We start from the raw sequence: 13040 nt of genomic DNA, 5'->3' as shown, positions 1-13040 counted from the left end.
GGTGATTCAGGCCTTGGCCGAGGAAACCGGTGGTTGCGTGTCCGACTCGCTGGAAATGGCGCGCTTCGGCAATCAGCACTCGGCGAAAACGGTGTTGGTCGCGGGCGTGCGCTTTATGGGCGAGACAGCAAAAATCCTCAACCCCGAAAAACGCATCTTGATGCCGACGCTGGAGGCCACCTGTTCTCTGGATCTAGGTTGCCCGGTCGATGAGTTTGCAGCCTTTTGCGACCAGCATCCCGAGCGTACGGTGGTGGTGTATGCCAATACTTCCGCCGCAGTAAAGGCCCGCGCTGATTGGGTGGTTACATCAAGTTGTGCGCTGGAAATCGTCGAAAGCCTGATGGACAACGGCGAAAAAATCATCTGGGCGCCCGACAAGCATTTGGGACGCTATATACAGCGTGAAACCGGTGCCGACATGTTGTTGTGGGACGGTGCGTGCATTGTCCATGAAGAGTTCAAGTCCAAGCAGTTGGAGGACATGAAAGCGCTGTATCCGGAGGCCGCTATTCTGGTGCATCCCGAATCGCCAGAGTCGGTAATAGACTTGGCTGACGCTGTTGGGTCAACCAGTCAACTGATCGCGGCCGCGCAATCGTTACCGAACACAGTGTTTATCGTGGCTACGGATCGCGGCATCTTTTACAAGATGCAGCAGTTGTGCCCGGACAAAATATTCATCGAAGCGCCAACCGCCGGTAATGGCGCCGCGTGCCGCAGTTGCGCACATTGCCCATGGATGGCGATGAACACGCTTGAGCGCACCTTGCAGTGCCTTAGAGAGGGCAGTAACGAGATATTCGTCGACCCGGCACTGATACCCCACGCAATTCGCCCCCTGCAGCGCATGCTGGACTTCACCCAAGCAGCGCGCATGAAACTGGCGGGTAATGCCTGAATACAAATAATCTTCCGTGTTCTGTAGGACCGAATTCATTCGGGAAGAAGACGGCGCGATTTATCTTATGAACCGCGTCGTAGCCCTTCCCGAATGAATTCAGTCCCACAGAGAATGGGGGCGCATAGGGCTTTAATTCATCATCTCTTTCAGCAGCCGCTCTTGCTCGGCAAAGTCTTTCTGCCGTGCATCAATGCGCGAGGCCAGTTGGAAGTTGTTGTTGGCGCGGCGCTTGGCGATATCGAGTTGCTGCTGAGCCTGGCGGTAATCACCGGTCAGGGCAAAATACTCGGCGCGAGCCTGGTTGGAGCCGATCATGTTGCCTGACAAACCGCGAACGTCTGCCACCAAGCTCCAGATGTCTGGGTCGGACGGTCGGCTTTTCAGCAGTTGGTCCAAACCTTGTTCGGCTTCGACAGGCTTGTTCTGTTTGATCAACAAGTCGACCCGTGCCTGATTCAGAGGGTAATTGTCAGGAAACTGCACTTTCATCCGATCGAGCCGCTGCTGGGCGTCGGCATATTTGTTATTGGCAACGTCAATCTCGACCTGCGCCAAATTGTAAGTGATGTTATTCGGGTCTTTGGCGATCAATGGCTTAAGCGTTTCGCGCGCATCGTTAAGTTGCGACGCCTTGATTTGAGCAATGGCCAGCCCGTAACGTGCGTACTCGGACCGAGGGTTGTCTTCCAATAGCGCGCGGAAGCGTTTCGCGGCAAGCCCCGACGATTCTTCGTAATACAGCGCAACGCGTGCGCGCATTAACTGGTATTGCACGCTGTCTTCTTTGCCGCCTTTCTTCTCTTGTTCGGCGCGGTTACGGGTGTCAGCAATACGCGATTCGGTTACCGGGTGATCGAGCAAAAATTCCGGAGGCTTGGCATCGAATCGATATTGACGCATCAGCCGTTCAAACATGTTCGGCATTGCCCGTGGGTCATAGCCGGCTTTTCCCAGATTGATCATGCCGATTCGGTCGGCCTCTTGTTCGTTTTGCCGGGAAAAGCGCGTTTGCTCTTGGATAGCCGCTGCCTGGGTGCCAGCAATCGTTGCGATCCCTGCGTCACCCGCGCCAGCGGCGGCCATCACAATACCGGCCAACATGGCGGCGAGCACCGGAACCTGCATACGTTGCTGCGCTTCGACGCCGCGTGCGAAGTGGCGTTGTGACAAGTGAGCCAATTCGTGGGCGAGTACCGCTGCGTATTCGGCTTCGTTCTGGGCATTAAGAAACAGCCCGCCGTTAACCCCGACAATGCCGCCCGGTGCGGCGAATGCGTTCAACTCACGGCTATTGATCAGGATGAATTCCAGTCGAGGATTCTGCACCTGACTGGTTTCAGCGAGACGATAGACTGTAGTTTCGACAAAGTCCTTGAGCTGCGGGTCAGACAGCTGTGACACCTGAGCGCGCAGCATGCCGAGCCAGGCGCGGCCGAGTTGATATTCCTGTTGCGGAGATACAATGGAAGAGCTGGCGTCGCCAAGTGACGGCAAATCGTCAGCAAACCCCGGCGAGGCGAGCAGGCAGGCGAGCGTCAACAAGGTAGGGCGCAGAAATTTCATGCACAAGGCTCTAAGCGTTAAAGAGCCCTTACTGTAGCTGGCTCAATGGCTTGCTGACCAGAGTGAGGTATTCTTGTTGACGGTTTAACACTTCCACCGCGTCTATTGCGCGGTTGCAACGCAATTCGATGTGCCTGCCTGGAGATAAATGATGTCTGACGCTTTAGAGCGCCCTGAGGCGAGTGACGCTGAAGTGGATGCCAGCGGCCTGAACTGCCCGCTGCCATTACTCAAAGCCAAGCTTGCGCTCAATCGCCTGGCCAGCGGTGCTGTGCTTAAAGTTATTGCGACCGATGCAGGCTCCCAGCGTGACTTCCGGACCTTTGCCAAGCTGGCTGGCCACACATTGCTGCACGAAGAAGTGGATGCGGGCGTTTATCGTTATTGGCTACGCAAAGCCTGACCGACCTGCGTTATTTGCCCCCTTGTCAATTGTGACTGACGATAACTGCTTGAAGGATTCTTGATGTTCAAGGTGCTACGCGACTGGATACAGCGATACTTCTCCGACGAGGAGGCCGTCGTACTCTCGGTATTGTTGTTTCTCGCGTTTACGATCGTTTTGACCTTCGGTGGCATGCTCGCGCCTGTATTGGCCGGTATGGTGCTGGCGTTTCTTATGCAGGGCATGGTCAGCCTGCTAGAGCGTCTGCGGATGCCTGAGGTTGCCGCCGTCGGTGTGGTCTTCGCGTTGTTCATGGGGGCGTTACTGGTATTTCTGCTGGTGCTGGTGCCCTTGCTTTGGCATCAGTTGATCACCTTGTTTAACGAGCTGCCGGGCATGCTCGCCAAATGGCAATCGTTGTTGTTGCTACTGCCCGAGCGCTATCCGCATTTAGTGTCGGATGAACAAGTGCTGCAAGCGATCGAAGTCGCACGAGGAGAAACCGGCAAATTCGGCCAGTGGGCACTGACGTTTTCGCTGTCCAGCCTGCCGCTGCTGGTCAATGTGATGATTTATTTGGTGCTGGTGCCCATCCTGGTTTTTTTCTTCTTGAAAGACCGGGCAATGATTGGGCGCTGGGCCAGCAGTTATTTGCCCCGCGAGCGAACGTTGATCACCCGCGTTGCGCAAGAAATGAACCGGCAGATTGCCAACTATATTCGCGGCAAGGTCATCGAAATTTTTGTCTGCGGCGGGGTCACGTACATTGCGTTTGTGGCATTAGGTCTGAACTACGCGGCATTGCTGGCGTTGTTGGTCGGCGTATCGGTGGTTGTGCCGTACGTGGGCGCCGTAGTTGTCACGGTTCCGGTGACCTTGATCGCGTTATTCCAATGGGGTTGGAGCGACCAGTTCATCTACCTGATGGCGGTTTATGGCGTGATACAAATACTGGATGGCAACGTGTTAGTGCCTTTGCTGTTTTCCGGAGCGGTCAACTTGCACCCGGTGGCAATCATCTGTGCGGTGCTGCTGTTTGGCGGGTTGTGGGGGTTCTGGGGCGTGTTCTTCGCGATACCGCTGGCCACTTTATTCAAGGCGGTGTTGGACGCATGGCCGCGCAACGAGCCGACAGTGTCGCCGCTGTTGTAGAGAATCAGGAAGGGGGGCAAGACGTTTTCGCTGCAAGCCACGTCAATGTGTGCCGGCAGCGAACGTCTTATACGGCAACTAGCCGTTATTCAATGCCTGTGCCTGTTCAAGCACCGCAGTCACATGGCCGGGCACTTTTACACCGCGCCATTCCTGCCGTAACACACCATCTTTATCGATCAGAAATGTACTGCGATCTACACCAAGGTACTCCTTGCCGTAGAGCTTTTTCAGCTTGATAACATCAAACAATTGGCACAACGCTTCGTCTTTGTCTGAAATTAACTCGAACGAAAATGCCTGTTTGGCCTTGAAGTTCTCGTGAGACTTCAGGCTGTCGCGTGAAACACCGAACACTACCGTATTGGCTGCTTCAAATTCAGCCTGCAGGTCACGAAAGCCCTGACCCTGGGTAGTGCAGCCAGGAGTACTGTCTTTCGGGTAAAAATAAATCACCACTTGCTGGCCCTTAAGCCCGGCCAGACTGATCGTCTGCCCGCTGGTGGCCTGCGCCTGAAAATCGGCGACAGCTTCATTTAAAACAACGGCCATTAATGTTTCCTTACATGGGAGCCTGTGGACGCCAAGGTTCGATCAACGCATCAAGGTTGAGCGCGTCGGCGAAATCAAGGAATTGATCACGCAGCCAGCTGATCTGGATGCCAGCAGGCAATGTGACGGTGAAGGTCGCATTGAGCATCGTGCCGCCAGTTTGGGGCGCCTGATAGGTATCACAAATGAGGTTTTCCAGCTCGACGTTGTGGTCGATGAAGAACTGGCACAACTCATTGATGATGTCCGGACGGTAAGCCGAGCTGACATAAGCGACATAAGGCAGCGCCTCAGGGCGGCTTTCCAGGCTGGCGCTGCGCACGACACTGACAGTAAAGGCGTGCTTCTTCGACAGGCTGGGCAAACCCGTTTCCAGTCGAGCCAGGGCATCCCAGCTGCCTGAAACCTGAAGAATCAGCGCACTGTATTCGCCATGTCGAGTCAGACGTGAACTCACCACTGAACAGCGGTTTTCATGACTGGCACGGCACAGCACGTTGGTCAGCTCCATTGGGTTGGCGCCAAGGGCACTGATGACAAGGAATTGTTCGCGAACTGTGGGGGTGGACGACATTCAGCATTCCTAAGCGATGAGCGGTGAGTACATAAGGTGGGCTTGAACGGTTGGCTCGACAACCTATTCGTGCCGACGGCAACCTTAACCCCAGTGCCACTGGCCGTCATGGCTAAACCATGACGGGTCGTAACAGCGTTGGCGCAAGGGTTCTGGCGGCAAAAACGACCGATTGAACGAGCTGCGTAGAAGACCCTTACTGACCAAAGAACAAAGGGTAGCGAAAAGCATCGCTCAGGGGAATGCTCGTAGCACGGTACTTCGCTTGTGCAAGGCTGATAGCGCCAGTACCATTACCGCTCTCTTTTTCCGGCAGGAGCGGTCGCATGATTGCGGGCAGCATGGTGGCACTGGTCACACCGATGGACGCAAATGGTCGTCTCGACTGGGACAGCTTGAGCAAATTGGTGGACTTCCATCTGCAAGAGGGCACCAACGCGATAGTTGCGGTCGGCACCACAGGTGAGTCGGCCACACTCGACGTGAGCGAACACATTGAAGTGATTCGTCGCGTGGTAGCCCAAGTTGCAGGGCGTATTCCCGTTATCGCGGGTACTGGCGCGAACTCTACTCGCGAAGCGATCGAACTGACGCGTAACGCGAAAACCGCAGGCGCTGACGCGTGCTTGCTGGTCACGCCTTATTACAATAAGCCGACGCAAGAAGGGCTGTATCAGCACTTCAAGCTCATTGCCGAATCAGTCGATATTCCGCAGATTCTGTATAACGTCCCAGGACGTACAGCGTGCGACATGTTGGCAGACACCGTTGTGCGTCTTTCAACCGTGCCCAATATCATCGGTATCAAGGAAGCCACCGGCGACCTGCAGCGCGCAAAAGATATTCTGGCGCGGGTCAGCAGTGACTTCCTGGTGTGTTCCGGTGACGATGCGACCGCGGTCGAGCTGATGTTGTTGGGCGGCCGAGGCAATATTTCGGTAACGGCCAACGTAGCGCCGCGTGCCATGGCTGATCTATGCGCTGCTGCCATGCGTGGCGATGCGGTGACTGCGCGGGCCATCCATGAAAAGCTGATGCCGCTCAACAAAACCCTGTTTATTGAATCCAACCCTATTCCCGTGAAATGGGCGCTGCATGAGATGGGCATGATGCCGGACGGTATCCGTCTGCCGCTCACCTGGCTCAGCGAGTCCTGTCACGAACCGCTGCGTCAGGCCCTTCGCCAGTCCGGTGTATTGCTTTAATGAGGAAGTATCACGCAATGAAGCGACTGGCCGGACTTTCCGCACTAGCCTTGATTATCTCCAGCACCAGCGGTTGTGGCTGGATTTGGGGCCCAGAGGGTTACTTCCGCGATCGCGGCAGTGATTACCTGGACGCCACTCAAGCGGCACCTATGCAGTTGCCACCGGATATCACCGGTGCGAAACGTCTTGATCCATTGCTGCCGATACCGCGCAACGTGGCTAACGACACGGCTAAAGGCGAGTACATCGTACCGCGTCCTCAGCCGATGTCGTTGGGTGCGACTGCCAGCGATTTCAGCCTGCAAAAAAATGGTGATTCACGTTCGATCCTGGCTCAGCGTTCGCCTGCCGAAGTCTGGCCGATCGCGCATCAATATTTTGAAGACAATGGCTTCCGCGTTGCTGACGAGCGTCCGCAGACCGGTGAGTTCAACACCGCGTGGCAGCCGATCGACGGGCTTTCCGCCACCATGGCCAAGCGCCTGACCGTTAGCGGCGCCAGCGCCGACACTGAAACTCGCGTGCGTGTTCGCATCGAGCCAGGCGTGCAGCGCAATACCAGCGAAATCTATGTCGTCAGCGTTACGCGACCTGCGGGCAGCACAACGGACGTCGAATTCCCTGCTAACACCACCAATCTGGGCCTCGACTCGGCATTGACCGACGACCTGTTGGCCAGCATGAGCCGCAGCGCTGAGAAAGGCGGTTCGGTTTCCCTGCTTGCTGCTCGTGACTTCGATACGCCGAAACGCGTTGCCTTGAGCGTGGATGGCAGCGGTAACCCGGTTCTCAACGTTGCTGACGACCTGGACCGTGCATGGTCGAGCGTGGGCCGTGCGCTGGATCAAGGCGACTGGCGTGTAGAAGACATCAACCGCAGCCTGGGTCTTTACTATATCAACCTGGCAGAGAAGGCGAAGAAGCCTGAAAACGAGCCTGGGTTCTTCAGCCGCCTGTTTGGCAGCGCGCCGAACAAAGAACAAATCGAAGCTCGTGCCGAACGTTATCAAGTCCGCTTGAGCAAAGTGGGTGACAACGTGCAGGTGACTGTCGAGAAGAATATCAATACCGTGGCGCCTGCTGATGTAGCGCGTCGCGTGTTGGGTATTATTCAAGACAACTTGGGTTAAGTGCGTTTCGCTGTTTTAGGCAGTGGTAGCCGAGGGAACGGCACACTGGTCGCCAGTAACGACACGTACGTGTTGGTAGATTGTGGTTTCTCGTTGCGGGAAACCGAGCGGCGTCTGGCGCGTCTAGGCGTCAGCCCGCATCAGTTGAGCGCGATTCTGGTGACCCACGAGCATGCCGACCACGTGCATGGCGTGGGTTTGCTGTCGCGGCGCTACAATCTACCGGTCTACCTCAGTAACGGCACGTTGCGTGGGATGCGCAAGCCTGTGGAAGCCGCAGGGTTTCTGTCAGGTGGCCAAGGGTTGCAAGTGGGTGCGCTGAGCATCGACGTGGTGTCAGTCGCGCACGATGCCCTTGAGCCAACGCAGTTTGTGTTCAGCGACGGTCAGCGTCGATTCGGCCTGCTGACTGACCTTGGCTCTTACTGCCCAGCGGTATTGCAGAGTTATCACGGCCTGGATGCCTTGATGATCGAGGCGAACCACTGCCGTGACATGCTGGCCAGAGGTCGCTATCCGTACTTCTTGAAAGAGCGGGTTGGCGGCGAACTGGGACATTTGAACAATCATCAGGCTGCCAACCTGGTGAGCGAGCTGGGATGGCAGTCGCTACAGCACTTGGTGCTGGGCCACCTCAGTAGCAAGAACAACCTGCCGCAACTGGCCCGGCAATGTTTTGTCGACACCCTCGGGTGCGACCCGGACTGGCTGCAATTGGCCGATCAAGATTCAGGGCTCGACTGGCGACACATCGCCTAGCCCAACTACTTAGCAAGCGGAGCCCATCATGGAAAAACGTGAAGAACTCTACCGCGGCAAAGCCAAGTCGGTGTACACCACCGACGACGCTGACCGCTTGATTCTGTTGTTTCGCAACGACACCTCGGCGTTCGACGGCAAACGTATCGAACAGCTCGACCGTAAAGGCATGGTGAACAACAAGTTCAACGCCTTCATCATGCAAAAGCTCGAAGAAGCGGGTATCCCTACCCAATTTGACAAGCTGCTGGGCGATAACGAATGCCTGGTCAAAAAGCTTGAGATGATCCCGGTCGAGTGCGTTGTGCGTAACTACGCAGCGGGCAGCCTGGTGAAACGCTTAGGCGTGGAGGAGGGCATCAAGCTCAATCCTTACACCTTCGAACTGTTCCTCAAAGACGACGCCAAGGGCGACCCGTTCATCAACGAATCCCACGTCGTGGCGTTCGGTTGGGGCACCGCCGAAAACCTCGTGCGCATGAAAGAACTGTCGCTCAAGGTCAACGAGATCCTGACCAAACTGTTCGACGACGCTGGCCTGCTGCTGGTCGACTTCAAACTCGAATTCGGCACCTTCCACGGCGAAATCGTCCTCGGCGACGAATTCAGCCCGGACGGCTGCCGCCTGTGGGACAAAGAAACCCGCAAGAAAATGGACAAAGATCGCTTCCGCCAAGGCCTCGGTGACGTCATCGAAGCCTACGAAGAAGTCGCAAAACGCCTCGGCGTACCGCTTTAACGCAAAAAGTTACGCAAGCGCCTGATAGCACGCGAAAATTTCCTCCGTAGGGGGTTACGTTCGGCAATTGAACTGTTATCATGCGCGCCGTTGGAGAGATGCCAGAGTGGCCGAATGGGACGGATTCGAAATCCGTTGTACTGGCGACAGTACCTAGGGTTCGAATCCCTATCTCTCCGCCATTATTGAATAAGACTAAGCCCCTGTAATCGTTAAAGATTACAGGGGCTTTTTCGTTTCTGGAGTGGCATGAAAAAGCCCAGGCTCGTGGCTGGGCTTTGGGTAGCAATTACAAGGTGGGTGCATTCAGGCGCAGTGCTGAAGCACATGAACATCTCGCGCAATCTCCTCGCCTTTCTCTATCTCCGCCTTGCGCAGATCGTAGGAGGCCTGAAGGTTTAGCCAGAACTGCGCGGTAGTCCCAAGAGCGGCCGCTAAGCGTAGAGCCACATCCGCGCTGACATTCCTCCGCTCGCGAACGATATCGTTCACCGTGGGGGCTGAAACGCGAAGCGCGCGAGCGAGTGCCGCTGGCGTGATCCCAAGTGGCTCTAGGTACTCTTCTTTCAAGATTTCACCCGGGTGTACAGGGCGCATTCCGTTTTTGAACATGATCCACCTCAGTGGTAATCGGTTATCTCGACGTTTTCGGGGCCGTTAGCGCCCCAAATGAAACAAATTCGATACTGATCGTTGATTCGAATGCTGTGCTGCCCAAGCCTGTCGCCGTCTAGCTGCTCAAGGCGATTGCCGGGCGGGGATTTCAAGTCTTTAAGCTCTACGGCAGCATCAAGCATGGTTAGCTTTCGCGAAGCAACGTTAGCTATTGAGGACCATTTACGAGTCTTACCTGTCTCGAAAAAGCTTTTTGTATCCTTGCAACTGAAGCTTCCGATCATCATTAATGCTTAACGTTATGCGTTAATTTCGAGTGTATAGCTACTACACAAAAGTGCAACCTCACATTTAAATTTTTTGATTAATGGCGGTTTTAGCTGCCCATTAGCGTGGCTTTTTGCATCCAGCTCCTCGGTGATACGGGCGTAAAAAAAGCCCAGATGTGGGGCTGTGCAGACAAATTGCTTCCTTGACTTGGGGTCGGGGCATTCTGCGCAGCGACAGCCGCGAGATGCCTGCATGAGTGGAATAAGCTTTCGCGGTATACATTTGAATATCCGCGCCAGACGACTAGGCCGTGGCCCTGCGCAAGTTGAGCCGAAAGAACGGACGCCCTTCATCCGGGGCTAGCGGCGACATCATTGGGGGTTTTTTCGGTTCTACAGGCAGCATTAGTTCGTTGTCATAGCCATGATCGTCGTTCATGATCCAAGCATCTGCCGTTAACCGACTGCAATCTGTTTCCTATCGTTTCCAGCCTCGGCCACGTTTCAAGAGAGTCTTCATGAGTTCAGGGATTAGTCAAAAGCTGCAGGGTAGCCGCAAAGAACTGCTCGATATCGGACTTCGCAACACCATGCTGAACTTCCGCGCATCAGCCAAGACGTTGGCGGTGGTGGATGAGCTGTCAGAGGCGGTGTTCCACCTGCTTTACCGGCAGGAAAAGGCCATGAGTTTTTTGCCGATGGCGCGCCAGAAGTCGGCTGCGTTGGCAAAGGCTGCACAGCTAGAGGGCGCGGAGGCTCATGATGCAGCGACTGATGAGTTGCTGTTGCATGAACTCGACAGCTTGGGTGAGTTGAGTGCTGTCGACGATGAGGTGGACGAGTCGGGTCGGGCGCGGCGGCATACGGATACGCGGCTGCAGACTGCGCTGGATGAAGAGCGCCTGTTTCTGCAGTTGTTGAGGATTCACACTGAGGCGCGGGCCTTTGTCGAGGAGCAAGGGGTGAATACCTTGTTTCTGGCACTGGGCTTCCTTCATTGGTACGAAGCGGACAGCTCGGAGAACCTGCGTAAGGCTCCCTTGATGTTGTTGCCGGTAACCCTTGAGCGCAGCGGCGCAAAGGACGCCTTCAAACTGAAATATTCCGGCGATGAGTTGATGCCCAACTTGTCGTTGATCGCCAAGCTCAAGACCGATTTTGGCCTCGACCTCGCGGCTTGCGAGTTCAGTGAGGATCGCTTTGCTGTTACGGAGGGCAGCCTCGACGCCTTTTATGCCGAAGTGACGGACCTGCTGAGCAAGCAACCCCGATGGAAGGTGTCAACAAACGAGGCGGCCCTCGGGTTCTTCTCCTTTGGCAAGTTTCTGATGTTCAAGGACTTGGACCCGAAGAGTTGGCCACAAGACCAGCAGCCCGATGCCCACCCGGTGATCAACCGGCTTCTAGGGCCTGGCTTCGGCGACCAGCGGCCGGCCTACGCCGAGGATGTGAACATCGATTCGGTGCTCAAGCCCGGGGAAGTGCGTTTCGTCAAAGATGCGGACAGCAGCCAGACTGAAGCGATCCTCGAAGTGCGGGAGGGTGCCAACCTGGTTATCCAAGGGCCGCCAGGCACTGGTAAGTCACAGACCATCACTAACATCATCGCGGAGCTGATTGCCCAGAAAAAAACCGTGTTGTTTGTGGCCGAAAAAATGGCTGCCCTTGAGGTGGTTAAACGTCGCCTCGACGAGTGTCACTTGGGTGATGCGGTGCTAGAGCTGCATAGCCACAAGTCGACCAAACAATCGGTGCTCAAGGAACTGGGTCGCACGCTTGAACAGGGCCGCCCGCTAACCAAGGTGGGCGAGGATGATCTGACCAACCTTGCGGAGCTGCAAGGCAACTTGAACCGTTATTGCGAAGCGGTGAGTGCACCTGTGGGTGCCAGCGGCCTGGACTTTGTCGAGGTGCTGGGTCGTTACCTCAAACTCAAGCGCAGCTATGGTGTGTTGCCGACGATTGCCTTTGCACCGATGGTGGCATGGACTCAGTCTGATCAGCAAAAACGCCGTGAGCTGGTTGAGGAGTTGACGCTTCATCTTAAGGAAATGGGCCGCCCGGACAAGAGCCCGTTCTGGGGAAGCAAGCGAACTTATTTCTCTCCGATTGAACAGAACAGTGCGAACGATGCGTTGCAGCAGGCAAGTGCACATTTGTCCGCTCTGGACGCCGCCGCCAAGGCGCTCTCGACTCGGCTGATGCTGACCCAACCCGCCACCCTTGCGGACGTTGCTGTCATCTGCCGCGCAGCAAGGCGGGCAGCCGAAGCGCCTCGTTTGCAAGGAGTAGAGCTGAGTACGGGTGACTGGCAGCTGCGCCGCGACGCAATCCGTGAGTTGCTCGATGCCGGCCAGCGCATGAGCATGTGTCGGGCCAACCACGGCGCCCGGCTGATCGAGGCCGCGTGGGAGCAGGACCTGTTGGACGTTCGGCAGAATCTGCTGGCTTACGGTGACAAGTGGTGGAAGATGTTTTCCGGGCGCTATCGCGCGGCAAAGGCTCGCTTGCAAGGGCTCGCGCAGGGCACGCTGCCTGAGAGCAATACCGAGCAGCTCACTCTGGTCGATTCGGTCCTGGCCTATCAACAGAGCAAGAAAAATTACGACCAACATGAGGGGCTGGGCAGTGCGCTCTTCGGTGCTCAATGGCAGCGTCAGCAGTCCGACTGGCCTGTGCTGGAGCGCGTCAGCGCCTGGGTCGTCCAACTCTACGAAGACCTCGGCAACGGCCATGTACCACAGGGGATCATTGCGTTCCTCGCCGGGCACACGGACGCCAGCGGGCTCGGGGAAACGGTCAGTGATATAGAGGTGCACCTCGCCGGCCTCGATCAGGCATTGCTAGCCGGCCTGGAAGTCACCGGCATGCAGGATGACACCGCGCAAACGTTGCGCAGCCTGGATCTGCCGACCTTGGGCGCGCGCTTGCAGCTTTGGCAGGCCAGCCTGGGTGCGCTCTACCAGATGGCCCGCCTCAACGTGCTGTCGGGCGAGTTGTATCAGGCCCAACTGGAAGAGTTGCTGAACATTGCCCTGCGCAGCGATACGCCCGATCAGCTACCGGCTATCCTCGACTTTTCCTGGTATTCGGGGCTGGTGCAGAAGGTCTACGCCGAAAAGCCAGCGCTACAACAATTTGACCGCATCAAACACGAGCATCAGATAGCCAGGTTCAAAGCCCTCGATGC

The 13040-nt window shown here is 56.2% G+C and carries 13 protein-coding genes and 1 tRNA gene; 9 read left to right on the top strand and 5 right to left on the bottom strand.

Annotation, left to right across the window (positions count from 1 at the left end; translation table 11 throughout):
• A partial coding sequence (nadA, locus tag M0974_RS10710; protein WP_297836056.1) for a quinolinate synthase NadA occupies nucleotides 1-901 on the top strand: 901 nt, incomplete at its 5' end.
• A gap of 132 nt (nucleotides 902-1033) precedes the next feature.
• On the opposite strand, the gene M0974_RS10705 is transcribed toward nadA, so the two are convergent.
• Nucleotides 1034-2467: a M48 family metalloprotease gene (locus tag M0974_RS10705; RefSeq protein ID WP_297836054.1), complete on the bottom strand. Its 1434-nt coding sequence runs from the start codon at nucleotides 2465-2467 to the stop codon at nucleotides 1034-1036.
• A 151-nt stretch (nucleotides 2468-2618) separates the two neighbouring features.
• On the opposite strand from M0974_RS10705, the gene M0974_RS10700 reads away from it, so the two are divergent.
• A complete protein-coding gene (locus M0974_RS10700; RefSeq protein WP_297836052.1) occupies nucleotides 2619-2870 on the top strand; it encodes a sulfurtransferase TusA family protein in 252 nt (83 codons plus the stop codon).
• Between the two features lie 63 nt (nucleotides 2871-2933).
• Nucleotides 2934-4004 carry an AI-2E family transporter gene (locus M0974_RS10695; RefSeq protein WP_297836050.1) on the top strand — a complete coding sequence of 357 codons (1071 nt, stop codon included), beginning with the start codon at nucleotides 2934-2936 and terminating at the stop codon, nucleotides 4002-4004.
• 78 nt (nucleotides 4005-4082) lie between these two features.
• On the opposite strand, the gene M0974_RS10690 is transcribed toward M0974_RS10695, so the two are convergent.
• Together M0974_RS10690 and M0974_RS10685 are read right to left on the bottom strand one after the other, a co-directional pair.
• A complete protein-coding gene (locus M0974_RS10690; RefSeq protein ID WP_297836048.1) occupies nucleotides 4083-4556 on the bottom strand; it encodes a peroxiredoxin in 474 nt (157 codons plus the stop codon).
• A 10-nt stretch (nucleotides 4557-4566) separates the two neighbouring features.
• Nucleotides 4567-5130 (bottom strand): glycine cleavage system protein R, encoded by a 564-nt coding sequence (locus M0974_RS10685; RefSeq protein ID WP_297836046.1) that lies wholly within the window; start codon nucleotides 5128-5130, stop codon nucleotides 4567-4569.
• Between the two features lie 326 nt (nucleotides 5131-5456).
• Between M0974_RS10685 and dapA the strand changes: the two genes are divergently transcribed.
• The 5 genes from dapA to M0974_RS10660 all read left to right on the top strand — a co-directional run bounded on the left by dapA (nucleotide 5457) and on the right by M0974_RS10660 (nucleotide 9148).
• Nucleotides 5457-6335, top strand: a complete 879-nt coding sequence (gene dapA / locus M0974_RS10680) for a 4-hydroxy-tetrahydrodipicolinate synthase (RefSeq protein ID WP_297836044.1) — start codon at nucleotides 5457-5459, stop codon at nucleotides 6333-6335.
• Nucleotides 6336-6352: 17 nt separating this feature from the next.
• Nucleotides 6353-7468, top strand: a complete 1116-nt coding sequence (bamC, locus tag M0974_RS10675; RefSeq protein ID WP_297836043.1) for an outer membrane protein assembly factor BamC — start codon at nucleotides 6353-6355, stop codon at nucleotides 7466-7468.
• Nucleotides 7469-8227: an MBL fold metallo-hydrolase gene (locus M0974_RS10670; RefSeq protein WP_297836040.1), complete on the top strand. Its 759-nt coding sequence runs from the start codon at nucleotides 7469-7471 to the stop codon at nucleotides 8225-8227. It begins immediately after the preceding gene.
• A 28-nt stretch (nucleotides 8228-8255) separates the two neighbouring features.
• On the top strand, nucleotides 8256-8966 hold the full coding sequence (gene purC / locus M0974_RS10665; protein ID WP_297836039.1) for a phosphoribosylaminoimidazolesuccinocarboxamide synthase: 711 nt from the start codon (nucleotides 8256-8258) through the stop codon (nucleotides 8964-8966).
• Between the two features lie 92 nt (nucleotides 8967-9058).
• Nucleotides 9059-9148: transfer RNA gene (locus M0974_RS10660), tRNA-Ser, on the top strand.
• Nucleotides 9149-9272: 124 nt separating this feature from the next.
• Here M0974_RS10660 and M0974_RS10655 read toward each other — a convergent pair.
• Nucleotides 9273-9578, bottom strand: a complete 306-nt coding sequence (locus M0974_RS10655; RefSeq protein WP_297836038.1) for a HigA family addiction module antitoxin — start codon at nucleotides 9576-9578, stop codon at nucleotides 9273-9275.
• An 8-nt stretch (nucleotides 9579-9586) separates the two neighbouring features.
• On the bottom strand, nucleotides 9587-9865 hold the full coding sequence (locus M0974_RS10650) for a type II toxin-antitoxin system RelE/ParE family toxin (RefSeq protein WP_297836057.1): 279 nt from the start codon (nucleotides 9863-9865) through the stop codon (nucleotides 9587-9589).
• A 503-nt stretch (nucleotides 9866-10368) separates the two neighbouring features.
• On the opposite strand from M0974_RS10650, the gene M0974_RS10645 reads away from it, so the two are divergent.
• Nucleotides 10369-13040: DUF4011 domain-containing protein (locus tag M0974_RS10645; RefSeq protein ID WP_297836036.1), on the top strand; the 2672-nt coding region annotated here is incomplete at its 3' end.

It is taken from the genome of Pseudomonas sp. (genome assembly GCF_026224925.1).
GTDB lineage: Bacteria > Pseudomonadota > Gammaproteobacteria > Pseudomonadales > Pseudomonadaceae > Aquipseudomonas.
This window is presented reverse-complemented; position numbering and strand designations above follow the sequence as displayed.